Here is a 23,570-nt window from a genome sequence, read left to right on the forward strand (position 1 = left end):
TCTAGCACTATGACTAGATCTGCACGTCGCTGATGACGATGGCGGAAAGATGCTGGCGAGTTCGTCTGAGAGGCGAACTACAAGGCCTGGAATGAAACGCAGAAAATGATCGAGCGAGCAGCGGCGGTCTGGAGTCCACGTCGGCCCCAAGGGCAAAAGATCAATTACGAGATAGGGCTGCACTATAGCTGCAACAACCGATACTATTGCGTCACCTTGTGTGGCATCGAATGTCGCAAAAGGAGATGTTGTTCGGGTGTTCGGCAGAAATGAGGCAGTGGAAGTAATTCGTTGGAGAGGGAATGTATGTATTGCAACGTATTTTATCTTAAATTCGCTGCCTAAATTTTTATTGGATGCTGTTAAATTTTATTTTGTGCCGAGTTGGTAAAAAAGTGGAAGTGTTTGAATAAAATCTGCGAGACTCTGTATGATTGTTGAAAATTGGTGCCTAATTGATGTGTATGCGGGAAATAATGAGTCTGGTCCAGTATATGAAAGATTGCCTGCTAAACAAATAGACGCCAATGTCTATAAGTTGTTGGCGTCGCCAGGGCTGACTCTCAATCTCGCGAAAGGAGACCTAATCCGCCTGGATGGGGTCGATCTTCCTGCAACTGTTGTGATGCGGGGTGGGAATTTTTGTATTCAAATTTATTCTAATGAAATATCGAAAGATGACGCTGCATGGCTGGAAGCGGAGTTAAAAGGCAGGATGAATGGTGCGCTGGACAGCATGAATGAGGGGAGTTTAGCCTGTTCAGTGCCGGCGGTTAATGGTATCGGAAAAATCAATGAACTGTTCAATGAATTTAAGCGGCGATCTGGAGTTGAGTGGTATTATTCGAACATATATAAAAATTTCGAAGATCCGAGCGATGAAACACTTTTGAATTGGTGGGTGGTGTGTGAGAAATGAGCTTAGAATGCTGCACTTTATGTTCGCGGTTAGATAATTTATTGGGCGAGCCGAGTTGTCGAACTCACAGTTTCGGAGCGTGATCATTGACCAGCGTGACATTCAAGCCATTGGGCATAAGCGACGAACAACTTGCCTTAATGAAGCAGAATGGGTTGAAGCTGGACAAGCGCACTCAGCGGAGTCTGACGAGCGGCGCGGACAATCCCAAGCCGGATGCCGGGCAAATTTCAAAATTCGAATCGAGCATTGGCTACTCGTTTCCCGATGATTACAGGAAATTCTTGATTGATCATAATGGCGGCAAGCCGAGCCCCAATGGCGTGAGTTTGCCTGAGATCGCGTCGTTAAAAGGCACGGCGCTTTCCTATTTGCATGGTTTCAATCATGGATATTCGGACTACACCTTGAGAGGCGTGTGGAAGAAATTTTCCAAGGAACTCAAGAAAAACTACATTCCTATTGGGGGTGATCCTGCTGGAAATTATTTTTTGATGGATCTTTCCGAAAGTGGAAATGGGGGAATATATTTTTGGAATCGGGATGTGCTGGAGGGGGACGATGAATCAGAGATTGTCAAGATTGCCGGCTCGTTTTCCGAGTTTTTGAATTTGCTGCATTAAATTTCAGTGTTGATATTGAAGATATTAATGTTAAGGAAAGGGGTTTCGGGATCTGTTGATTCGAGTGTCGTGTTTGTAATTTTGGCTGGCTTGTCGAGGGGCGTGTAGCAAAGGATGTCTGGATGGACGGCCGCTGACTTCATCGCAGCCTGAAACTTCCGCGTCGTATCGAGCATAAGCTTGGACTTCCATCCTGCCTCTACGGAGCAAGGTCCGAAATGACAGCCGCCGACACCACCGAAGCCCAAACCCGCCACATCTACACCCACTGGCACGCTGCGATCACCACTGGCGACATCGGCACCCTGATGTCTCTCTACGCGCCCCACGCCCGTTTCGAATCCCCGTCGATCCTCGTCGTGCTGCCTGAACTCGGCACCGGCATCCTCGAAGGCCGTGCGGCGATCCGCGATTTCTTTACTGCCGGTTTCAGCAAACTTTCCGGCACCTTCACCGATTGGTACCGCACCGGCGATTGCTTTTCGAACGGCCGCCAACTCACATGGGAATATCCGCGAGCCACGCCATCGGGTGATCAAACCGATCTCGTTGAAGTGATGGACATCGAGGCTGGCCTGATCGTTGCACATCGCGTCTACTGGGGCTGGCACGGCCTGCGCTCGCTGCTTTCCGTCGCCGACCCGGCACGCCGTCAAACCGCCTGACCAGGCCTGCCGACAAAATGACCTAAGACATAGCAAAACGGGCGCGCACCTATCAAGGCGCGCGCCCGCTTCAACCTCAACTGCCCGCCCTCAAACCCCCACCGCCGCCAGCGACCGCTCCGACCTTGCCCAGCCGACAAACGCACCCACTCCCAGCACGCTCAAGCAAACGATCGGCACGATCATCGGCCCGAACGCGCTGCCCGTGAGCTTGCCCGCCAACGGCATCAGGTTCTGGCTGAAGAACCCGCCGAGATTCCCGATCGAATTGATCGCGGCCACGCTCGCCGCCGCGCGCGCGCCGGTGAAATACCGCGGCGGCATCGACCAGAAACACGGATAGATCAGCGGAATACACGCCCCACCAAGCACCAGCGCGACGAACCTCAGCGGCGTGGTGGGCAGCACGAGGCTCAGCACGAACCCGGTCGCCCCCAGCACCGCCACGATCCCGATCGTGCGCAGCAGGCTCCTCGCGCGGCGCAGCTTCGGCGGCAGCCAGATCAGCAGCACCACGGCCAGCGCCCACGGCAGCATGCTGAGCAGGCCGTTGGTGCTGCTCGATACGCCGAACGACTTCACGATGGTCGGCAGCCAGTACGTCACGCCGTACAGCGAGGTCGACATCATCATGTAGGTGGCCGCGAACAGGATCACGCGCGGATCGAGCAGCGCCTTCCACGGATGCGAATGCTCGGCCTGCACCGGCGCTTCGCGTTCGAGCGCGGCGCCGACGATCGCCTTCTCGTGATCTGACAGGAAGCGCGCTTCGCGGAACGACGTCGGCAGCAGCCGGAACACGAGGATCCCGACGACCACGGCGGGCAGTCCCGTCGCGATGAACACCCACTGCCAGCCTGCCAGCCCGCCGATCCCGCTCAGGCTCAGCAGCCAGCCGCCGACGAGCGAGCCGAGCATGTTCGCGAGCGCGCTGCCTAGCGTGAAGATGCCGAGCACGCGTGCGCGGTAGCTCTGCGGAAACCACAGCGTCAGGTAATAGATCACGCCCGGATAGAAGCCGGCCTCGGCGATGCCGAGCACGAAGCGCAGCCCGCAGAACACCGGCATCGACGTCGTGAAGCCCATCGCGACGGTGATCAAGCCCCACGTCAGCATGATCCGCGCGAGCCAGACGCGCGCGCCGAAGCGATGCAGCGCGAGCGTGCTCGGCACTTCGAACAGCAGGTAGCCGATGAAGAACAGCGACGAGGCGAGCCCGAACGCGGCCTCCGTCATGTTCAGGCTATGCACCATCTGCAGCTTGGCGAAGCCGACGTTCTGACGGTCGATGAACGAGATCAGAAACATTACGACGAGAATCGGCATCAGGCGCCAGGCGATCTTCGACATCACGCGCGGCTCGTCGCCGACAGCGGCAAGGGTGGGGGAGGTAACGGTCACTCGGTGCTCCTGGTTGATACGAACGAATACAGACGGATAGTGCAAAAACACGGCGATGGTCATAGGACGATGCCGCCGTTCAACGCGCCTGATACGCGGCCAGCTGCGCGGTGAACATGTCTTCCCATCGGCGCGGTCGCGTCTTGATCGTGCCCACGCCGTGCAGGAAATCGACGAACGCCATCAGCCGGTCGGGCACCACCGAGAAGCGCGTTTCCGGCGTGGCGAGCATGGTGGCGACGTCGTCGGGGCTCACGCGCACGCCCGAGGTGGCCACGTAGATCGCGGCGGCCTCGCGCGGCTGCGCGGCGATGAAGCGGTTCGCTTCGTCGAGCGCGCCGATGAACGCGGCGGCGAGTCCGGGCTCGGTGTCCACCACGCGGCGCGGCGCGAACACGACGTCGAGCGTCAGCGGCCCGAGCACCTCCACGGCGTCGACCACGCGATGAATGCCGGGCTGGCGCAACTCGAGCGTCGAGAACGGCGGCGACGCGAAATGCGCGGTGACGCCGCCGTCGCGCCGGATCAGCGCGTCCATGGCCTGCGGATGCGGCAGGTTCACGGTGATCGGATCGAGCTTCGTGAAGCGGGGCAGCCCGAAGCGCTGCGCGGCGATCATCTGCAGCACCACGGCGGCGAGCGAGGTGTGGATGCCGGGCACGGCGATCCGGTCCTCGGGCGTGAAGTCGGCCAGCGTGCGAATCCGCGGCTGGTTCGTGTTCAGCGACAGTGCCGTGGCCGACAGCCCGCTGATGCCGATCACCTCGACGTTCGGAATGCCGCGCGAACGCGCCCAGAGTTCGATGAAGCCGGGGGCGCCGGCGCCGGCGAAGTCGAGCGTGCCGGCCATCATCGCGTCGTTGACGGAATTGCCGCCGTCGAGCAACACCCACTCAGGTTTCACCTTGCCCAGCCCGCGTCGTGCGGCATGGGCCTCGAACAGCCGCTGGCGCTCCATCACCAGCAGCGGCAAGTACAGCACGCCGTAGCCTTTCGAGATCCGGACGGTGCGCGGCGACGACAGCCAGGCCGGCAGCCCGAACGCCCGCGCGGCCGGCGTGGCGAGAGGGGCGAGCGTGGTGGCGCCGATCCCGGCGGCGAGCAGCGCACGGCGCCGCGGCGACGCACTCATCGCCAGGCGTCTCCCGAGCGCGGTGCCGGCGCAGGAACGAACGCACACGCCAACAGCGGCGCTTGCGAGCCGGTCGATTCGAATACGCACGGCATCGCGCGGTCTCCCTGGAAAGCCTGTTTGTCCCATGTCATGACGGATGGAGGTTACCGGGCGAGTCTGAGAAAATGCTGAGAACTCTCCCTCGGGAATACCCCTAATCACTTTGACTGGCAGGACTCCAACATGCGCATTCTGGTCGTCGAGGACGACGCGGAAATCGGCGAGGCGATCGGCAGCCGCCTGACGCGCCTGGGCCACGCGGTCGACCTCGAGCGCGACGGCGCGGCGGCGGCGAGCCTGCTCGGCGTCGAGTCGTTCGATCTGGTGGTGCTCGACGTGATGCTGCCGTCGCTGGACGGCTTCTCGGTGCTGCGCCGCCTGCGCGCCTCGGGCAGTACCACGCCGGTGCTGCTGGTGACGGCGCGCTCGGCCATCGACGACCGCGTGAGCGGCCTGGGGCTCGGCGCCGACGATTACCTCGTGAAGCCGTTCGACTATCGCGAGCTCGACGCGCGCGTGCAGGCGCTGCTGCGCCGCAACAGCGGCCATGCGAGCGACGTGCTGCGTTTCGGCGGCCTGTCGATCGATCGCAGCAGCCGGCTTGCCGAGCTCGACGGCCAGCCGCTGCCGCTCTCGCGCCAGGAGTTCGCGCTGCTGGAAATCCTCGCGAGCCGCCCGCAGCGCGTGTTCTCGAAGGACGAACTGCTGAACCAGTTGTTCAGCTTCGGCCGCGAGCCGTCGGCGAACGCGGTCGAGCAGTACGTCACGCGCGTGCGCCGGAAGCTGCAGGGCAGCGACGTGGAAATCCGCACCGCGCGCGGCATGGGGTACCAGATTGCGACGCGCTGACTGGTTCCCGAAGACCCTGTTCGGCCGCACGCTGCTGTTCATCGCGTGCGTGGTCGTGTCGGGCGCGCTCGCGCTCGCGGTGATCACGCGTTTCTACGCGGGCGTGGCGGCCGAACGCGCCTACGACCAGCTGCTGTCGGGCGCGGTGATCCAGGTGGCCGAGAACCTCTACGTGCAGGGCGGCGTGCTCGCGCTGAATCCGCCGGTGGCGGCACTGTCGTCGCTGTCGCGCTACGACCTCGTCTACTACAAGGTGGTCGATTCGCGCGGCGTGGCGGTGGCCGGTTATCACGACCTGCCCGATGCGGCTCAGGTCGGCGCGGCGCAGCGGGGCACGCGCTTCGCCACCGGCACCTATCAGCAGCAGCCGGTGCGCATCGCGACGATCGCGCGCTACATGCCGGAGGAGCGCGTGCCGGGCTGGGCGCTCGTCACGGTGGCGCAGACCACCCACGCGCGCGAGCAGCTGACCAACGACATGAGCCTCAAGGTCTGGACGCTGATCGTGCTGATGGCGGCGCTCGCGATCGGCGCGAGCGCGCTGGCGATCCGGCGCGGGCTGCTGCCGCTCGCGCAGATCGAGGCGATCATCGCGGCGCGCGAGCCCTCGGACCTGCGGCCCGTGGCGATCGATACGCCGAGCGAGATCGCGGCCATCATCGGCGCGATCAACGGGCTGATGCACCGGCTCGCGGAGCGGGTGGCGACCATGCAGCGCTTCATCGCCGACGCGGCGCACCAGATGCGCACGCCGCTCGCGCGGCTGGACGCGCAGATCGAGATGCTGAGCCATGAGCCGGACGAGGCGCGCCAGCGCGCGCGGCTCGCCACGCTGCGCGCGACCTGCTCGGACGTGGGCCGGCTGACGGGGCAGTTGCTCAATCATGCGATGGTGATCCATCGCACCGAGGTGGTACCGCTGCAGCCCATCGATCTGGTCGCGCTCGCGAAGGAGGGGCTGGGCCGCGCGATTCCGCTCGCGCACGAGCGCGACGTGCAGGTCTCGCTCGAGATCCGGCGTGCCGACGCGATCATCGACGGCGACGCGATCAGCCTGCAGGAAGCGCTGCAGAACCTGCTGCACAACGCCTTGCATCACGGCGTCGCGACGCGGATCACGGTCACCCTCGACGGCAGCGCCGGACAGGTCACGCTGACGGTGGCGGACAACGGCCGCGGCATCGCGCGTGAACACTGGGACGCGGTGTTGCGCCCGTTCGTGCGGCTCGACGGCGACGGCGCCCAGCGCCGCGACGGCTCGGGGCTCGGCCTCGCGATCGTCAAGGAGGTGATGGACGCGCATGGCGGCCAGGTGAAATTCGCGTTCCCCGAGGCGGGCGGGTTCGCGGTGACGCTGGCGTTCGCGCGGGCTGGCGGGGCGGCCAAGGTGAACTGTTTCGTCGATCAGAGACAGGGACCAGCGCGATAGTGTTTGGTGCCACGGATCCGATAAATTCCAAGCTAAATCAGGACCTCAGCGCGCGGGCGATCGGATCTGTCGGGCCTTAACCAATTCCGTAAAGCCGGCGATATCCAGCAACCAAGTCTGCTGCGCCACAGTGTAAGTTTCGTGCAGCTTGCGCGGCAAGACGAGTTGCAAACGCTTTGCCTTCATTTCATCGGTCTGATGCGTGGAAATTGCTGTTTCGAGTGTCAACAAGTGTTTGTCGGCGATGCGATCTGCTTCGGCAAGTACCTGACGCCACCGGTCTTTGCAGGTCGACTTCACACCCAGCATGGTCAGGTTTAATGGATCGAAAGCGAGATTGTGATACTCCCCATCTCCGGGAAAGATGAAGTCGGGCTTTGCCTTGTTTTCAGTAACGGCTGTTCGTGTATGCCGGATGTCACATTCTTTAAACAGAAATTCAAGATGATTTTCCAAGGCAAGGCCGACGCGACTCTTTCGGCGATTCTGAACCGAGAGCGAGAACGATAAAAAACCGTCGACATCAACACGGGATTCCGTATTTGCATTGTCGGCGAAACCTTGTGAAAGACGGTCGGCTATCAGGTAACGTTCAAGTGTCCGGAACAGAATTTCCTCACGTTCCATCCATGCCATGAGCACCGCATCTGGTGATTCCTTTGGTTCAAGATCTTTCAGCGTCGAGCGAGCGTAGGCCGAAAATTCCCGAGTGGTAGGGAAACTGCCCAAGAACCGCTTCAACATTTCTTCAAGATAATTATCTTGTGATATTTCGATAGTAACGCCGATGTTTTCGAGAATGAAACGTGAGGCAAATTCGATGCGATCCTGTTCAGTCTCAAGCTCGGATTTTACGGAAAACCCCGGATGAGCCAGTTCGGTAAATCCAAACAGCCATTCAATCTGGCGGCCGATACTTGATCCATTTTCGGCAATCATGACAAGCAAGCCGCCGTCACGCTTTTTGGCAATGACCAGTAAGTCACCCTCACTTGCATTTAGCGAGACAGTTGTGGTCGGAAAGTAAAACCGGAACTCCGGACTCCGAGGTTTCCCTTTCCGAAATTGCCCCTTTCGACAGTTGTACAACGTAAGAAATGCATCTTCGACAACAGGATCCGGATCTTCGTCATCGAGGTAAACATACCTTGCGGGCAGGCGTGTGTTTTCATCAGGACGTCCCATGAATTCAAGCATCTTGACGATAGCTTGATACTCATGCTGGTTTGAGCGGGTTTCATCTGCTTCCACTGCGCTCAAACGCTTCGCAGCAACCCCTTCAAAGTACTCCGATAAATAACCTGATTTCATCCACGCAGCTCCATTTCCGATATGTCACTGTGAAGCCAGTGAGCAAGGTCTTTCGCAATGCCGTCGACGTCCTTGTCTGCACCACGTAAAGCGCATTCCCAGACAATACCGACTCGCCAACCTCCGGCAAGCAAGGTAGTCAATGCTTTGTGATCATTGGCACGATTGCGGTTGATTTTTTCGCGCCAGAAGTCTGTACGTGTTCCGGGCAACTTGAAAAACTTGCAGTCGTGCCCGTGCCAAAAGCAACCATGTACAAAAATGACCGCGCTATAACGTGGTAGTACTATATCAGGTTTTCCAGGCAAGTCCCGAACATGAAGGCGAAATCGAAATCCCTGGCGATGTAACAGGCTGCGAATGGTGATTTCGGGTTTTGTGTTGAGCCCCCGTATTCCGGACATCATCCGGCTACGGGTGGCTTTATCGACCACATCAACCATTAATCGAAAAGTGGAAGTGTTAACGAAGTGCCGTCGCGCTCTTGTGCAACGAGAGTCTGGACGTGAGGAGCCATAATTCTGGCAACCTCTTGCATCACCGGCATTACGACGCTGTTGCCAAATTGCCGATACGCTTGTGTATCGCTCACCGGGATTCGGTACGTATCGGGGAAACCCATCAGCCTCGCGCATTCGCGGGGCGTCAGGCGACGCGGGCGCTTGTCTTCCCCTTGATAAACGAGAATTTCCGAGCCGTCCTTGTGGTACCGAGCTGACAGCGTGCGGGTTACGCTGTTTGGATAGGCCATTCCGAAGCCAAAGCCGTTACCTGCTGCGCGATGCTTCTCAGCATACGCTTGCAGATAAGTCCAGAGGTTCGGCGTCAGGGTGTACTTGGATTGCACCTTGCAGCTTTCATGGTCGAAGAATCTCTCTCCGTCCCATGGAAGAACCGGCTCGCTTCCATCTGTTTTGTGCAGAATCGATGAGAGCCGGGGCCCTTCTGCCGGCAAGCGCAGATCATTCCATGAGAAGCCCGTTTTCTTCCTGAATCCAACGATGACGATTCGCTCGCGATGCTGCGGAGTGAAGTGCTGCCCGTCGATGACTTTGTAATGCACGTCGTACTTAAGCTCATCCCGCAGCGTTTGCAAGATAACAGCAAAAGTGTTGCCTTTATCGTGCGACAACAAATTTTTCACGTTTTCCAGTACGAAGGCCGCAGGACGCTTGGCTGCAATGATGCGGGCGACGTCGAAAAAGAGGGTGCCTTGCGTGGTGCATTCGAAGCCGTGCGGGCGTCCCAGCGAGTTTTTCTTGCTTACTCCCGCGATGCTGAACGGCTGGCAAGGGAATCCGGCAAGTAAAACGTCATGGGTTGGTACACTTTCTGCTGAAAACGGTACAATGTCGCCTACGAATGGATGGTGCTCTCCGAAGTTGTCGGTATATGTTTTTTTCGAAAAGTCGTTCCATTCGCTGGTAAATACGCATTCACCTCCGTGACTTTCAAAACCTAGGCGAATGCCACCAATTCCGGCGAACAGATCGATGAAGCGAAATCGGCCTTTGGCCCCGGGCGTGCCTTTTGACGGTGTGGTCTCCAGCATGTCTCGCAATGCTGGTTCCAGCATGGCGGGACAGGGCGTTTCGCCCTTTTCCCAGCGCCGAACCGTTTTCGTGTCTTTGCCGACGTGTTCGGCGATTTCGCGCTGTGTGAAGCGGCTGCGAGCCTGTTTCAACAGCTCAAGTGATGGAACTAGGGTCATATGTGATGCTCGCTGGGAATTCAAGCGGACATTTTGACCGTTAGGCCTCCCTTCGTCTACATTTTTATGTCCCTTTAGCGTTGTCACGGTGTCTCAGGCAGCTACAAGTGGCAGGTCGCCAAAGAGTCTGCTGCGCGGCGATCTGCATACGTTGTTCGATCTCGGCGCCCTGACGATCGATCCGGTCACGCTGCGCGTCGTGATTGCCGAGGCGCTGCGGTCGTCCGACTACGGCGCTTGGCACGACGCGCCGCTGCGCCTGCCGCAGTCAGCGGCGCATCGCCCTTCGCCGGAAGCGCTCGGCCAGCATTACGCGCAGCACCGACCCATGCGTTAATCTCCGACGCCCCAAAGCAAAAAAGGGCGGCCGGAGCCGCCCAATCACTCGAGCCCGCCACCAACGGGTCGATTGCTGCTGTTGTCAGCCTGACTTAGTTCTGCGACAGCGTCAGCGCGTTGGTCAGGTCGCCCATCGCGGTGCCGCCGTTCTTCACCAGTGCGTCGTCACGTTGCTTCAAGCCGTCGAGCTTCGGCAGCGAATAGCGGCGCGTGATGAGGCGCAGGATCGACGCGGTGTCGTATTGCGTGTGATCGACGAACCCCTTCTTCGCGTACGGCGAGACGATCAGCGCCGGAACCCGCGTGCCCGGGCCCCAGCGGTCGCCCTTCGGCGGCGCGACGTGATCCCAGAAGCCGCCGTTTTCGTCATAGGTCACGACGACGATCATGTTGCTCCACTGCGGGCTGTTCTGCAGGTGGGTGATCACGTCCGCGATGTGCCGGTCGCCCGCCGCGACGTTGGCGTAACCCGCGTGCTCGTTCAGGTTGCCCTGCGGCTTGTAGAACGACACCGCCGGCAGCGTGCCCGCGTCGATCGCCTTGATGAACTCGCTGCCGTTCATCCCGCCGTCGAGCACGTGCTGCGCGCGTGCCGTGGTGCCCGGAGCCAGGTTCTTGAAGTAGTTGAACGGCTGGTGGTGGTACTGGAAGTTCGCCGTGGTCAGCGTCGTGCCGTCGGCAGCCGCGGCCGGCGTGGTGCCTTGCGACTTCTGCAGCGCCGCGCCGAACGCGCCGCCGTACCATGCCCACGATACGCCGGCGTTGTTGAGCAGGTCGCCGATGTTGGTCGCCGTCTGCGGCGGCAGCGTGTTGGAGAGGGTCGGGTCGGCCAGCGTCGCGTCGCCGGCCGGCGCCTTGTTGCCGCTCGGCTGATACGGCGGCTGCATCGTGTTGACCGCGTAGAAGTCGGGCGTGAGGTTGCCCGAGTTCACGAACACCGGTGCGCCGTCGAGCGCCGAGGCCTTCGACGTGCTCGACACCTGCAGCGACACGCCGTCGGCGTTCACGGCCGAGATCGAGCCGGCCGCCACGCTGGTGCCGGCGTTCGGGTAGAACGGCGCGCAGGCGCAGACCAGGTACTGGTGGTTCAGGAACGAGCCGCCGAACGCGCCCATGAAGAAGTTGTCGGCCAGCGTGTACTGCTGCGCGATCTTCCAGAGCGGCAGGCTGTTCTGGTTGGTGTTGTAGTGGCCCATCACGAGGCCGCCCGAATCCGCCCAGGCCGCGAACATGTTGTTCTTGCCGCCGTTGATCTGCATCTGGTTCTCATAGAACCGGTGATACAGGTCGCGCGTCGTCACGTCGATGCCGGTGTTGAAGCCGGCCGGATCGTCGATCGCGAACGGGGCGTTCGGCAGGTTCGCCGTGGCGGCTTCGGTCACGGCCGGCGTCACGCCGGAGGCGGTCAGGCCGCCCCAGATCTTCGGCAGCGTCGCGAGCGGCGTGCCGTCACGATCGAGCTGCTGCGCGCTGGCGGCGGTCACGTTCTGGATGCCGTTGGCGCCGGGAAACGCTCCGTAGAGATTGTCGAAGCTGCGGTTTTCCGCATAGATCACGACGATGTTCTTGACGGCCGACAGGGTCTGTGCGGCCGGCTGCGCCGGGGTGGTGGTGGCCGGCGGAGTCGACGGGGCGTCATCGTTGCCGCCGCAGGCGCCAAGGAAGGCCGCTGCCGCAAGCGCGATGGGCGTCACGCGGTGAAAAGTCTTCTTCATTCGTTGTCTCTCTTGTCGCACATGTACCGTAGGAACCGGCCATCGTTCTCATGGGGAATGACAGCAGGCCGACCGGATTATGTAAGTAATTTTTGACAGCTAAATGTAGTGAGTCTTTCGTTTTGCTGTCTGTTCATGTTCACGGAATTGACACTTTTCCGACATACGCTCGCGCCTTCCTTTCTTGTCTTTCGGATCGACATGCGCAGCCAGCACGAAGACTTCGCCCGGCCCCGGCCGGTTCGCCATTCCCGCGCCGGGCGCGCGGCCGCGCTCATGGCGGTCGTGTTCGCCGGCGCGCTGACGGGCATCCTGACGGGCTGCGACTCGCGTGCGCCGGGCGCTTCGGGCTCGCAGCCGGCGTCGGTCGCCGCCACCTCGGCAGCGTCGGCCGGACAGCCGGCGGCCGCCGCACGGCCAGGCGCGAGGGCGGGCGCGAGCGGGCCGATCGTGGTCGCGAACCAGCCGCAAACGCGTGCGCAGGTCTACGAGGCCGTCAGAAAAATGACAGCGCTGGGTAAGCAGATGTTTTTCGATCCGTCGCTGTCGGGTAGCGGCAAGCTTGCATGCGCCTCGTGCCATAGCCCGCAACATGCTTTCACGCCGGCCAACGCGCTGTCGGTGCAGCTGGGCGGCGACGACATGCATCAGCAGGGTTTCCGCGCGGTGCCGACGCTGATGTATCTGCAGAAGGTGCCGCCGTTCACCGAGCATTTCCACGACTCGGACGAGGAGGGCGACGAGAGCGTGGACGCCGGCCCGACGGGCGGCCTGACCTGGGACGGGCGCGTCGATCACGGCGAGGAGCAGGCGCGGATTCCGCTCGTCACGCCGTTCGAGATGAACAGCACGCCGGCGAAGGTGGCCAGCGCGGTGCGCGCGGCGCCGTACTCGGCCGAGTTCCGCGCGGCCTTCGGCGAGCAGGTGTTCGGCAGCGACGCGGCGATCTTCAAGGCGGTGCTGCAGGCGCTCGGCGCGTTCGAGCAGTCGCCGGAAATCTTCACGCCGTACTCGAGCAAGTACGACGCGTTCCTCGACCACAAGGCCACGCTCAGCGATGCCGAGATGCGCGGCCTGCTGCTGTTCAACGACGAGCGCAAGGGCAACTGCGCGAGCTGCCACATCAGCCAGCGCGCGCTCGATGGCTCGGCGCCGCAGTTCAGCGACTTCGGCCTGATCGCGATCGGCGTGCCGCGTAACCGCGAGCTCGCCGTCAACAAGGATCCGAAGTTCTTCGATCTCGGCGCCTGCGGGCCGGAACGCCAGGACCTGAAGGGCCGCGACGAATACTGCGGGATCTTTCGCACGCCGACGCTGCGCAACGTCGCGCTGAAGCAGTCGTTCTTCCACAACGGCATCTACCACTCGCTCGAGGACGTGCTGCGCTTCTACGTGCAGCGCGACACGAATCCGGAGAAGTTCTATCCGGTGCGTCACGGCGTGGTGCAGAAGTTCGACGATCTGCCCGGACGCTACTGGGCAAACATCAACACGGACCCGCCGTTCGACCGCAAGAAGGGTGACAAGCCGGCGCTCGACGAGGCCGAGATCCAGGACGTGATCGCGTTCCTGCACACGCTGACGGACGGCTACCAGCCCACCCGCATCACCAGCAGCGCCAACCTCGGCGCCGCCCCGGACGCGGCGGCGCACTGAGGGCGCGGCGCGGCGCCGGGGCCGCGCTTCGGGGGCGCGACGCCGTGATATCCTCGCCGGCGGGGGTGCGCAGCGTGCGCGTCCCGGCAACCCAACAAGGAGAACAAGCCGATGCAGGTAACCCTGTCGAACCTATCGCAACTCCTGGCCGGCGCCGCGCCGATGGCCGCCGCGCTCGGCGCGCAGGCGCAGAGCAACCTGAACTTCCTGAACGACACGCCGATCACGTATTTCAGCAAGGCGGACGTCGCCTCGCTGACCAAGGCCGTGCATCAGGCCCGCGACCAAGGCAAGGACGGCGAGACGACCGAGTGGAACAACGGCAATCGCGGCGTCCGGATCGAGGCGAAGCTCACGCCCTCGACGCTCGAACAGGACGGCCATGCCTGCCGCGAGATCGCCACCGAGATCAACGCGAAAGGCCAGTCGATGACGCTGCGCCCGCGCTATTGCAAGACGCCCGCGGGCAAGTGGCAGTTGCAGAAGCGTTGACGGCCATGGTGGGAAGACGGCCGGAGCGGGCCGCCCGCGCACTGTCGTGCGGCACCGTGCTGCTCGATCCGGCCGGGCGGCTGTTGCTTGCGCATGCAACCGAAACGTCGCATTGGGACATCCCGAAGGGGCATCTCGATCCCGGCGAATCGGAGCGCGACGCCGCGCTGCGCGAGCTGTTCGAGGAAACCGGCATCGCGCTCGCGCCGGCGCGCCTCGTCGATCTCGGCCGCTTCGCCTATCGTCCCGACAAGGATCTCTACCTGTTCGCCGCGCGCCTGCGCGAGGACGAAACCGACCTGTCCGCCTGCCTCTGCACCTCGATGTTCCCGAGCCGCGCCACCGGCGCCTCGATCCCGGAGATGGACGCGTTCCGCTGGGTCGCGATCGAGGAGGTTGCGCGCTATGCGAGCCGCAGCCTCACGCGGCTGTTCTCGCGCGCGCTGTCGCTGGCCGACCTGCATCGCGAGCTGCCGGGCTGACTTGGCCGCGCCGGCATCTAGAGAAATCGACGCCGGATCGGCGGATATAAAAAAATCCCCGGCCTGACCGGGGATTCTTCATGGCGCGGGGCCGGTTACTTGCTGCTGCCCCAGCTGTCGCGCAGCGGCACGATCCGGTTGAACACCGGCTTGCCCGGCTGCGAGTCCAGGCGGTCGGCCACGAAGTAGCCGTGGCGCTCGAACTGGTAGCGCGCCTCGGCCTCGGCCCGTTCCGCGCCCGGTTCGAGGTAGGCGTTGACGATCTTCTTCGAGTCGGGGTTCAGTGCTTCCAGATAGTTGCGCCCGCCGGCGTCGGGATGCGCCTCGCGGAACAGGCGGTCGTAGATCCGCACCTCGGCCGCCACCGCGTGCGCGGCGCTGACCCAGTGGATGTTGCCCTTGACCTTGTAGGTGTTCGCGCCGTCGGTGCCGGACTTGCTGTCCGGGAAGTAGTTGCAGTGCACGGCGGTGACGTTGCCTTGCTCGTCCTTGTCGAAGCCCGTGCATTCGATCACGTAGCCGTAGCGCAGCCGCACCTTGTTGCCGGGGTACAGGCGGAAGTAGCCCTTCGCCGGCACTTCCTGGAAGTCGTCGCGCTCGATCCACAGCTCGCGCGAGATCGGGAACGTGCGCAGGCCGCGTTCCGGATGGTGCGGGTGGACGGGCGCCGTGCAGGCCTCGCTCTGGCCTTCCGGGTAGTTGTCGATCACGAGCTTGAGCGGGTCGAGCACGGCGGCCGTGCGTGGCGCCTTCTCGTCGAGGTCGTCGCGCAGCGCGCCTTCGAGCACGCCCATGTCGATCCACGAGTCCACCTTGGTCACGCCGATGCGCTCGCAGAACAGCTGCAGGCTCTCGGGCGTGAAGCCGCGACGGCGGATGCCGACGATGGTCGGCATCCGCGGATCGTCCCAGCCGTCCACGTGGTTCTCGGTCACGAGCTGCAGCAGCTTGCGCTTGCTGGTGATCGCGTAGGTCAGGTTCAGGCGCGAGAACTCGATCTGTTGCGGCAGCGGCCGCGTGAACACGCCGGCGTCGGCCAGCTCGTTGAGCACCCAGTCGTAGAGCGGGCGGTGATCCTCGAATTCGAGCGTGCAGAGCGAGTGCGTGATGTTCTCGAGCGCGTCCGAGATGCAGTGCGTGTAGTCGTACATCGGGTAGATGCACCACGCGTCGCCCGTGCGGTAGTGATGCGCGAAGCGGATCCGGTACAGCACCGGGTCGCGCATGTTGAAGTTCGGCGAGGCCATGTCGATCTTCGCGCGCAGCACGTGCTCGCCCTCGGCGAATTCACCGGCCTTCATGCGGCGGAACAGGTCGAGGTTTTCCTCCACGGAGCGCTCGCGGAACGGCGAGGGCTTGCCCGGCTCGGTCAGCGAGCCGCGGTTGGCGCGCATCTCGTCGGCGCTCTGGCTGTCCACGTAGGCGCGGCCGCGCTCGATCAGCAGCTCGGCGAACTGGTAGAGCTTGTCGTAGTAGTCGCTCGCGAAATACTGGTGATCGGCGCCGTCCTTCTGCCAGTCGAAGCCAAGCCACTTCACGGCGTCGATGATCGAGTCCACGTACTCGACGCTTTCCTTCTCGGGGTTCGTGTCGTCGAAGCGCAGGTGGCAGACGCCGCCGTAGTCGCGCGCCACGCCGAAGTTCAGGACGATGCTCTTGGCGTGGCCGATGTGCAGGTAGCCGTTCGGCTCCGGCGGGAAGCGCGTCTCGACGCGCCCGCCCCATTTGCCCGAGCCGTTGTCGTCGTCGATGATGTTGCGAATGAAGTTGGATGCCGCGGGGGCGTCGTTGCGTTCGGTGCTCATGCGGGAACTGGAAGAAGTGGGCGCGCGCCGGTTGCGCCGCCTGAAACCGTCGATTCTACCTGAGCCGGGCGCCCGGTGAGGAGCCTGCGTCAGGCGGCCGGCGCGGCTGTATCAGTCGTAACGGGAGGTAAAACGCGCTGGCGCGGGTGCCGGGCATTTTTTAAGATTCGCCTACCGCTTCGATAGGGAAGTGCCGCGCAGGGAGTCTCGATATGTCCACTCAAATGAAAACCACGCATTTTCTGGTTCGTGCCACCGTTCTCGCCGTCGTCGTCGCGAGCCTCGGCGCCTGCACGATGACGCGCACCCAGCGCAACGCCGGCATCGGCGCGGCCGCGGGCGGCGCGCTCGGCTACCTCGTCACGGGCGGGCCGATCGGCACCGTGGCCGGCGCCGCCGCCGGCGGCATCGTCGGCGCGAACGTGCATCGCTGAAGCGGGCGCGAGCGGGCTCACCGGCCGGTAGCGGCCCGATAGGCGGCCCGGGCCGGACGCCGCAAGGCGCCGCGGTGCCCGGCCTCGCTGGCCGCCGCGAACCCGGCTGGCCGGCGCCGAAGGCAACGTCGACCAAGCCAAGCCAACACAAGCCAAGCCAACAACACGGGCATCAGGGAGAGCCAGCGGGCACCGCCGCGGCCACGCAGGCCCGGGCGGTGCCCGCCGGCCACCACGCACCGCCGCGGGAGCGGCCGGCCTTCACCGGCCCGGCCGCTGGCCGCCGGCACGGCGCCGGAGCGGGCAAGCGCGCGCTCCGGCGTTTTCCATGCATGACGGCGACAAGCCATGGCTGCCGGGCCGGCGCCTGCATCGCCTTCCTACACGACTCCTTTCTCACGCAGCGCGGCGATCGCGTTCGCGTCGTAGCCGAGCACCTCGGCGAGCACCGAGTCGGTATGTTCGCCGAGCAGCGGCGGCGCGCTGCGCGCCTCGGGCGGCGTCGCGCTCATCTTCACGGGATTGCGCACCAGCTTCACGGGCGCGCCGCTCGGATGCGGCAGCGCCACCTGCAGGCCACGCGCGATCACCTGCTCGTTCTCGAACACCTCGGCCAGGTCGTTGATCGGCCCGCACGGCACGCCGGCCGCCTCCAGCGCGGCGATCCATTCCTGTCGGGTGGACTGGCGCGTCATTTCGGCCAGCATCGGCACCAGCACGGGCCGGTGGCGCACGCGCTCCGGGTTGGTCGCGAAGCGTGCGTCGTCGGCCAGTTCGGGCCGGCCGCCGGCCTCGACGAACTTGCGGAACTGGCCGTCGTTGCCGACCGCCACGATGATCCAGCCGTCGCTGGCCTGGAACGTCTGGTACGGCACGATGTTCGGATGCGCGTTGCCCCAGCGCGCCGGCGGCTGGCCGCTCGCGAGGTAGTTGGTGGTCATGTTGGCGAGCAGCGCCACCTGCACGTCGAGCAGCGCCATGTCGATGTACTGGCCTTCGCCGCTGCGGTCGCGGTGCGCCAGCGCGGCCAGGATCGCGGTGCAGGCATAGAGGCCGGTGGCGAGGTCGGCGATCGCGACGCCGGCCTTCTGCGGGCCGCCGCCGGGCTCGGTGTCGCGCTCGCCGGTGATGCTCATGAAGCCGCCCAGGCCCTGGATGATGAAGTCGTAGCCGGCGCGGTACGCATAGGGGCCGGTCTGGCCGAAGCCCGTCACCGAGCAGTAGACGAGGTCCGGCTTGATCGCGCGCAGCGATTCGTAGTCGAGGCCGTATTTTTTCAGCTGTCCGGCCTTGTAGTTCTCGATCACCACGTCGCTTTGCGCGGCCAGCTCGCGGATCAGGCGCTGGCCGTCCGGGGTGGCGATGTCGACCGTCACCGAGCGCTTGTTGCGGTTCGCGGCCAGGTAATAGGCGGCCTCGCGCGTGTCGCTGCCGTCGGCCGCGCGATGGTAGGGCGGGCCCCAGTGGCGGGTGTCGTCGCCGGCGCCGGGGCGCTCGATCTTGATCACGTCGGCGCCGAAATCGGCGAGCGTCTGCGCGCACCACGGGCCGGCCAGCACGCGGCTCAGGTCCAGGACGCGGATATGACTCAAAGCACCCATCTGTCGTCGTCTCCCTCGGTGTCGGGCGGCTCGCGCGGGCGGTCCCCCGGGCGGCGGTCGTCGTGCATCTTAAAGCGAATCGGCCGGAGGCGGCGCGAGTCCGGCGCCGAGCGGGCGTGCCGGCCGGGGGGGCGGGGCAGGGGCGGGCGAGGGGCGCGGGCGCGCGGGCCGAACGAGGCTGCCGCCGCGCCGTTCGGGCGGCGCCCGCGTCGTGTCAGGGCTGTTTTCAGGGCGCCGCGCAGCCGCTCCAAGGGCCGCGCCGGTGCCGCGCGCGCCTTGGCTGGCGCGGGCCTGCCGCCCGCGAGGCGTGATCCCGTATAATCGACCGTTTCAGAAAACCAGCCGCCTGTCGCCCGATTCCCGGCGCGAGGCGCCGATAGCCATAGAGCCAGTCTGGCAGGACCGTTCCCGCACGCTATGAAAGCCGCCGAAATCCGCGAGAAATTCCTCAAGTTCTTCGAATCGAAGGGCCACACGATCGTCCGTTCGTCGAGCCTCGTCCCGGGCAACGACCCGACGCTGCTGTTCACGAACTCGGGCATGGTGCAGTTCAAGGACGTGTTCCTCGGCACCGAATCGCGCCCGTACTCGCGCGCGACCACCTCGCAGCGCAGCGTGCGCGCGGGCGGCAAGCACAACGACCTCGAGAACGTCGGCTACACCGCGCGCCACCACACGTTCTTCGAGATGCTCGGCAACTTCTCGTTCGGCGACTACTTCAAGCACGACGCGATCCACTACAGCTGGGAACTGCTGACCAGCGTGTACGGCCTGCCGAAGGAAAAGCTGTGGGTCACCGTCTATCACGACGATGACGAGGCCTACGACATCTGGGCGAAGGACGTGGGCGTGCCGGCCGAGCGCATCATCCGCATCGGCGACAACAAGGGCGCGCGCTACGCGTCGGACAACTTCTGGCAAATGGGCGACACCGGCCCGTGCGGCCCGTGCTCGGAAATCTTCTACGACCACGGCCCGGACGTGTGGGGCGGCCCGCCGGGGTCGCCCGAGGAAGACGGCGACCGCTACATCGAGATCTGGAACCTCGTGTTCATGCAGTTCAACCGCGACGCGCAAGGCAACATGACGCGTCTGCCAAAGCCGTCGATCGACACCGGCATGGGCCTGGAGCGGATCGCGGCGGTGCTGCAGCACGTCCACAGCAACTACGAGATCGACCTGTTCCAGAACCTGATCAAGGCCGCCGCGCGCGAAACCGGCGTGGCGGACCTGACGAACAACTCGCTGAAGGTGATCGCCGATCACATCCGCGCCTGTTCGTTCCTGATCGTCGACGGCGTGATTCCCGGCAACGAAGGCCGTGGCTACGTGCTGCGCCGCATCGTGCGCCGCGCGATCCGCCACGGCTACAAGCTGGGCCGCAAGGGCGCGTTCTTCCACAAGCTGGTGGCCGACCTGGTGGCCGAGATGGGCGCCGCCTATCCGGAGCTGAAGGAGGCCGAGGGCCGCGTGACCGACGTGCTGCGTCAGGAAGAGGAGCGCTTCCTCGAAACCATCGAGCACGGCATGACGATCCTCGACGCGGCGCTGGCCGAGCTCGACGCGAAGGGCAGCAAGGTGCTCGACGGCGAACTCGCGTTCAAGCTGCACGACACCTATGGCTTCCCGCTCGACCTGACGGCCGACGTCTGCCGCGAGCGCGAGATGACGGTGGACGAGCCCGCGTTCGACGACGCGATGGCGCGCCAGCGCGAGCAGGCCCGCGCGGCCGGCAAGTTCAAGGCGACGCAGGGCCTCGACTATTCCGGCGCGAAGACCACCTTCCACGGCTACGAGAAGCTCGCGTTCGACGACGCGAAGATCGTCGCGCTCTATGTCGGCGGCACCGCCGTGAATGAGGCGAAGGCCGGCGAGCAGGCCGTGGTGGTGCTCGACCACACGCCGTTCTACGCAGAATCGGGCGGCCAGGTCGGCGACCAGGGCACGCTCGCGAACACGGCCACGCGTTTCGCGGTGGAGGACACGCTGAAGGTGCAGGCCGACGTGATCGGCCACCATGGCACGGTCGAGCAGGGCGTGCTGAAGGTGGGCGACGTGCTGCGCGCCGAGGTGGACGCCGGCCGCCGCGCCCGCACCCAGCGCAACCACTCGGCCACCCACCTGATGCACAAGGCGCTGCGCGAGGTGCTGGGCGGCCACGTGCAGCAGAAGGGTTCGCTGGTGGACGCCGAGAAGACGCGTTTCGACTTCGCGCACAATGCGCCGCTGACCGACGATGAGATCCGCAAGGTCGAGGCGATCGTCAACGCGGAGATCCTCGCCAACGCGCCCGGCGTGATCCGCAACATGTCCTATGACGATGCGGTGAAGGGCGGCGCGATGGCGCTGTTCGGCGAGAAGTACGGCGACGAGGTGCGCGTGCTCGATCTCGGCTTCTCGCGCGAGCTGTGCGGCGGCACCCACGTGAGCCGCACCGGCGACATCGGCTTCTTCAAGATCGTGGCCGAAGGCGGCGTCGCGGCCGGCATCCGCCGCGTCGAGGCGATCACCGGCGACAACGCGGTGCGCTACGTGCAGGAACTCGACGCGCGCCTTTCCACGGCCGCCGCGATGCTGAAGGCGCAGCCGGCCGAACTCACGCAGCGCATCGGCCAGGTGCAGGATCAGGTCAGGTCGCTGGAGAAGGAACTGGCCGCGCTGAAGTCGAAGCTCGCGTCGAGCCAGGGTGACGAGCTCGCGCAACAGGCCGTGGACGTCAACGGCGTGAGGGTGCTGGCCGCCGTGCTCGAGGGTGCCGATTCGAAGTCGCTGCGCGAGACGGTGGACAAGCTCAAGGACAAGCTCAAGCATGCGGCCGTGGTGCTGGCCGCCGTCGAGGGCGGCAAGGTCAGCCTGATCGCCGGCGTGACGGCCGAGGCGAGCAGGCAGGTGAAGGCGGGCGAACTCGTGAACTTCGTCGCGCAGCAGGTGGGCGGCAAGGGCGGCGGCCGTCCGGACATGGCGCAGGCGGGCGGCACCGAGCCGGGCAAGCTGCCGGAAGCGCTGGCCGGCGTGGCGGCCTGGGTCGCGTCGAAGCTGTGACGCGCTGAGCCGGCCGCAAGGCCGTGCAAAAAAGCCGCGAGCCGGGAGGTTCGCGGCTTTTTGCTTTTTGGGGCGTGGCTGGCGGTACGGGAGCGAGGCAGCGGGCGGGCATCGATTGCCGCTACGCCGCTCCCGCCTGTCTCACGGGCATGCCGGTGCCGTCGAGTTCGCGCCGGAATGCTTCGGGCGTGGTACCGGCGAAGACCTGAAAATCCTCGATGAGATGCGCCTGGTCGTAATAGCCGGCTGCGACGGCGATGCCCGCCCAATCCGCGCGCGTGCCCTCGCGCGCCAGTTCCGTCGCGCGCGCGAATCGCATGAGTCGCGCATACCGCTTCGGACCCATCCCGACCGCGTCGAGAAAAACACGGCGCAGCTGCCGTTCGCTGATCCGTAGGTCGGCGGCCACGTCGCCGACCTTTGCCCCGAGCAGTTTCCTCGCGGCTTCGCCGACCAGCGATGCGTGCCTGGGCCTCGGGTCGCCCGGCGACAGGCGAGCGGCAATGGCTCGCGCCAGACTCGTCGCGGCTTCGGCGTCGTCGGTCGCCGCCGCCAGCTCGTCGTACAGGTGCTGCGTCTCGGCGGCGTGCCACACCGCTTCCAGCGGCACCACGCGATCGTTGAACGCGCAGGGCGGTGCGCCGAGCACCGCCGCCGCCATGCCCAGCTGGAGGCGGGCCACGATGGTCCGCTGTCCTTTGCGAATCACCTTGCGTATCACGCGTTGACGCGCCCCGAGTACGTGAATGTCCAGCCCCCGGTTGGCCGAGGGTCCGAACCGGACGACGAGGTGCAGCTCGGGGCGCGGGATCGCCACTTTCGGCGTGTCGGCGAGGCATTCATCGCCGAACAGGGCATCGATGACCGGCGGGACCACGGGACGGTGCGTGGCCGGCTTGCGGTGAAGGGTGTCGATGGGCATGGGCAGAGTGTAAACAGCGTTCGGTCGTCGCGCACGAGCCGCGCGACCTGTCCGTTTTTTCCAATGCAGGCCGGCAGCCGGCGGATACAGTTGGCGGGTCCCATCACTCCGACACGAACCCTTCATGACAATACTTGTGACCGGAGCCACCGGAAAGATCGGAAGTCGACTCGTCAAGCACCTGGTCCGGCGCGGCGATCGGGTGCGTGCGCTGATCCGCGATCCGCTGCGTGCCACGCACTGCCAGGCGGACGGCGCCGAACTCGTCGAGGGCGACCTGTTCGACGCGGACTCGCTCGCGGCCGCCGTGGCGGGGATCGACACGGTGGTTCACTGCGCGGCATTTTTCCGTGGCGCCACCTCGGACCAGGCGCACCACGTCAACCATATCGGCACGCAGCGTCTGGCGGACGCCGCGCGGGCCGCCGGCGTCACGCGGTTCATCTTTCCGAGCACGGGCCTCGTCTACGGGCCGGCCCACCCGGGCCCGGCGAACGAGGACGATCATTGCGCCCCGGTCGCCGCCTATCCGGCGAGCAAGCTTGCCGCCGAACGGTTCCTGCTCGGCCAGGCGGATCTCGACGTGCGGGTGCTGCGTTTGCCTTTCGTCTATGGCGACGGCGATCCGCACCTCGAGGAAGCGGTTGCGCTGATGCGCGGATTTTCCCCGGATCAGCGCATGTCGATCGCGCATCACGCGGACGTGGCTCAGGCCGTGGCGAGGCTGCTCGATGCGGCCGCCCCGACGTACCGCGTCTACAACGTGGTCGACGACGAGGCGCCCCGGATCGCCGATCTGTTCGCGGCGGTCGGCGCGCCGCCGCCGGACGGCTCGGAGGCCGAACGCGGAGCCGCTTTCGACACGCCGCTCGACGGCCGGCGCATCCGGGATGATCTCGGCTTCAGGCCCGTGTTTCCGCGCCTCGCGGATGCCGTCGCCGCCTTTGCGCTGTAGCATCCGCGGCGATACCGGCGCAACGCCCGCTTCGCGAGCTCACGA

Annotated in this window: 21 protein-coding genes; 12 read left to right on the plus strand and 9 right to left on the minus strand. The window is 64.5% G+C overall.

What is annotated here, in order from left to right; translation table 11 throughout:
- Window positions 1-430 precede the first annotated feature (430 nt).
- The 3 genes from bpln_RS33740 (at window position 431) to bpln_RS07435 (ending at window position 2,207) form a co-directional block, all read left to right on the plus strand.
- Window positions 431-919, plus strand: a complete 489-nt coding sequence (locus bpln_RS33740) for a DUF4265 domain-containing protein (protein WP_082465225.1) — start codon at window positions 431-433, stop codon at window positions 917-919.
- 95 nt (window positions 920-1,014) lie between these two features.
- Entirely contained in the window at window positions 1,015-1,542 is a 528-nt protein-coding gene (locus bpln_RS33745) for an SMI1/KNR4 family protein (protein ID WP_244131918.1), read from the plus strand.
- A gap of 218 nt (window positions 1,543-1,760) precedes the next feature.
- Complete coding sequence (locus bpln_RS07435; RefSeq protein ID WP_042624622.1) at window positions 1,761-2,207, plus strand: nuclear transport factor 2 family protein; 447 nt, start codon at window positions 1,761-1,763, stop codon at window positions 2,205-2,207.
- A gap of 90 nt (window positions 2,208-2,297) precedes the next feature.
- Here the strand turns inward: bpln_RS07435 and bpln_RS07440 are convergent, their stop codons facing one another.
- Together bpln_RS07440 and bpln_RS07445 are read right to left on the minus strand one after the other, a co-directional pair.
- The gene (locus bpln_RS07440; RefSeq protein WP_055138479.1) at window positions 2,298-3,557 is read right to left on the minus strand and encodes an MFS transporter; all 1,260 of its coding nucleotides are present in this window, start codon (window positions 3,555-3,557) and stop codon (window positions 2,298-2,300) included.
- A 130-nt stretch (window positions 3,558-3,687) separates the two neighbouring features.
- Complete coding sequence (locus bpln_RS07445) at window positions 3,688-4,740, minus strand: ABC transporter substrate-binding protein (RefSeq protein WP_055138480.1); 1,053 nt, start codon at window positions 4,738-4,740, stop codon at window positions 3,688-3,690.
- Window positions 4,741-4,965: 225 nt separating this feature from the next.
- Here bpln_RS07445 and bpln_RS07450 point away from each other — a divergent pair, with 225 nt between their 5' ends.
- The gene (locus tag bpln_RS07450; protein WP_042624625.1) at window positions 4,966-5,631 is read left to right on the plus strand and encodes a response regulator transcription factor; all 666 of its coding nucleotides are present in this window, start codon (window positions 4,966-4,968) and stop codon (window positions 5,629-5,631) included.
- A complete protein-coding gene (locus bpln_RS07455) occupies window positions 5,618-7,060 on the plus strand; it encodes a sensor histidine kinase (protein ID WP_055138481.1) in 1,443 nt (480 codons plus the stop codon). The genes bpln_RS07450 and bpln_RS07455 overlap by 14 nt, the downstream gene beginning before the upstream one ends.
- Window positions 7,061-7,105: 45 nt before the next feature.
- Here the strand turns inward: bpln_RS07455 and bpln_RS07460 are convergent, their stop codons facing one another.
- The 3 genes from bpln_RS07460 to dcm are packed head-to-tail and all read right to left on the minus strand — an operon-like array spanning window position 7,106 to window position 10,082.
- Window positions 7,106-8,371 (minus strand): type II restriction endonuclease, encoded by a 1,266-nt coding sequence (locus bpln_RS07460; RefSeq protein ID WP_055138482.1) that lies wholly within the window; start codon window positions 8,369-8,371, stop codon window positions 7,106-7,108.
- On the minus strand, window positions 8,368-8,814 hold the full coding sequence (locus tag bpln_RS33750; protein ID WP_082465227.1) for a very short patch repair endonuclease: 447 nt from the start codon (window positions 8,812-8,814) through the stop codon (window positions 8,368-8,370). Before bpln_RS33750 ends, bpln_RS07460 begins: the two co-directional genes overlap by 4 nt.
- Window positions 8,814-10,082, minus strand: coding sequence for a DNA (cytosine-5-)-methyltransferase (dcm, locus tag bpln_RS33755; RefSeq protein WP_082465228.1), 1,269 nt, complete (start codon window positions 10,080-10,082; stop codon window positions 8,814-8,816). Before dcm ends, bpln_RS33750 begins: the two co-directional genes overlap by 1 nt.
- A 151-nt stretch (window positions 10,083-10,233) precedes the next feature.
- Between dcm and bpln_RS07465 the strand changes: the two genes are divergently transcribed.
- Complete coding sequence (locus bpln_RS07465) at window positions 10,234-10,419, plus strand: hypothetical protein (RefSeq protein WP_055138483.1); 186 nt, start codon at window positions 10,234-10,236, stop codon at window positions 10,417-10,419.
- A gap of 94 nt (window positions 10,420-10,513) precedes the next feature.
- Here bpln_RS07465 and bpln_RS07470 read toward each other — a convergent pair whose 3' ends face one another.
- Entirely contained in the window at window positions 10,514-12,136 is a 1,623-nt protein-coding gene (locus bpln_RS07470) for an acid phosphatase (protein WP_055138484.1), read from the minus strand.
- A gap of 201 nt (window positions 12,137-12,337) precedes the next feature.
- On the opposite strand from bpln_RS07470, the gene bpln_RS07475 reads away from it, so the two are divergent.
- The 3 genes from bpln_RS07475 (at window position 12,338) to bpln_RS07485 (ending at window position 14,766) form a co-directional block, all read left to right on the plus strand.
- Window positions 12,338-13,792 (plus strand): cytochrome-c peroxidase, encoded by a 1,455-nt coding sequence (locus bpln_RS07475; protein WP_055138485.1) that lies wholly within the window; start codon window positions 12,338-12,340, stop codon window positions 13,790-13,792.
- Between the two features lie 111 nt (window positions 13,793-13,903).
- On the plus strand, window positions 13,904-14,284 hold the full coding sequence (locus bpln_RS07480) for a hypothetical protein (RefSeq protein ID WP_055138486.1): 381 nt from the start codon (window positions 13,904-13,906) through the stop codon (window positions 14,282-14,284).
- A 5-nt stretch (window positions 14,285-14,289) separates the two neighbouring features.
- Window positions 14,290-14,766 carry an NUDIX hydrolase gene (locus bpln_RS07485; protein ID WP_055138487.1) on the plus strand — a complete coding sequence of 159 codons (477 nt, stop codon included), beginning with the start codon at window positions 14,290-14,292 and terminating at the stop codon, window positions 14,764-14,766.
- A 95-nt stretch (window positions 14,767-14,861) separates the two neighbouring features.
- Here the strand turns inward: bpln_RS07485 and bpln_RS07490 are convergent, their stop codons facing one another.
- A complete protein-coding gene (locus bpln_RS07490; protein WP_042624631.1) occupies window positions 14,862-16,571 on the minus strand; it encodes a glutamine--tRNA ligase/YqeY domain fusion protein in 1,710 nt (569 codons plus the stop codon).
- A 212-nt stretch (window positions 16,572-16,783) separates the two neighbouring features.
- On the opposite strand from bpln_RS07490, the gene bpln_RS07495 reads away from it, so the two are divergent.
- A complete protein-coding gene (locus tag bpln_RS07495; RefSeq protein ID WP_420807355.1) occupies window positions 16,784-17,005 on the plus strand; it encodes an ornithine acetyltransferase in 222 nt (73 codons plus the stop codon).
- A gap of 380 nt (window positions 17,006-17,385) precedes the next feature.
- On the opposite strand, the gene bpln_RS07500 is transcribed toward bpln_RS07495, so the two are convergent.
- Entirely contained in the window at window positions 17,386-18,606 is a 1,221-nt protein-coding gene (locus bpln_RS07500; RefSeq protein WP_055138488.1) for a CaiB/BaiF CoA transferase family protein, read from the minus strand.
- A 417-nt stretch (window positions 18,607-19,023) separates the two neighbouring features.
- Here bpln_RS07500 and alaS point away from each other — a divergent pair, with 417 nt between their 5' ends.
- On the plus strand, window positions 19,024-21,648 hold the full coding sequence (gene alaS, locus bpln_RS07505; protein ID WP_055138489.1) for an alanine--tRNA ligase: 2,625 nt from the start codon (window positions 19,024-19,026) through the stop codon (window positions 21,646-21,648).
- A 121-nt stretch (window positions 21,649-21,769) separates the two neighbouring features.
- Here alaS and bpln_RS07510 read toward each other — a convergent pair whose 3' ends face one another.
- On the minus strand, window positions 21,770-22,570 hold the full coding sequence (locus bpln_RS07510; RefSeq protein ID WP_055138490.1) for an AraC family transcriptional regulator: 801 nt from the start codon (window positions 22,568-22,570) through the stop codon (window positions 21,770-21,772).
- Window positions 22,571-22,694: 124 nt separating this feature from the next.
- On the opposite strand from bpln_RS07510, the gene bpln_RS07515 reads away from it, so the two are divergent.
- A complete protein-coding gene (locus tag bpln_RS07515) occupies window positions 22,695-23,525 on the plus strand; it encodes an NAD-dependent epimerase/dehydratase family protein (RefSeq protein ID WP_055138491.1) in 831 nt (276 codons plus the stop codon).
- Window positions 23,526-23,570: the final 45 nt, after the last annotated feature.

The sequence above is a fragment of the Burkholderia plantarii genome, assembly GCF_001411805.1.
Taxonomy (GTDB): domain Bacteria; phylum Pseudomonadota; class Gammaproteobacteria; order Burkholderiales; family Burkholderiaceae; genus Burkholderia; species Burkholderia plantarii.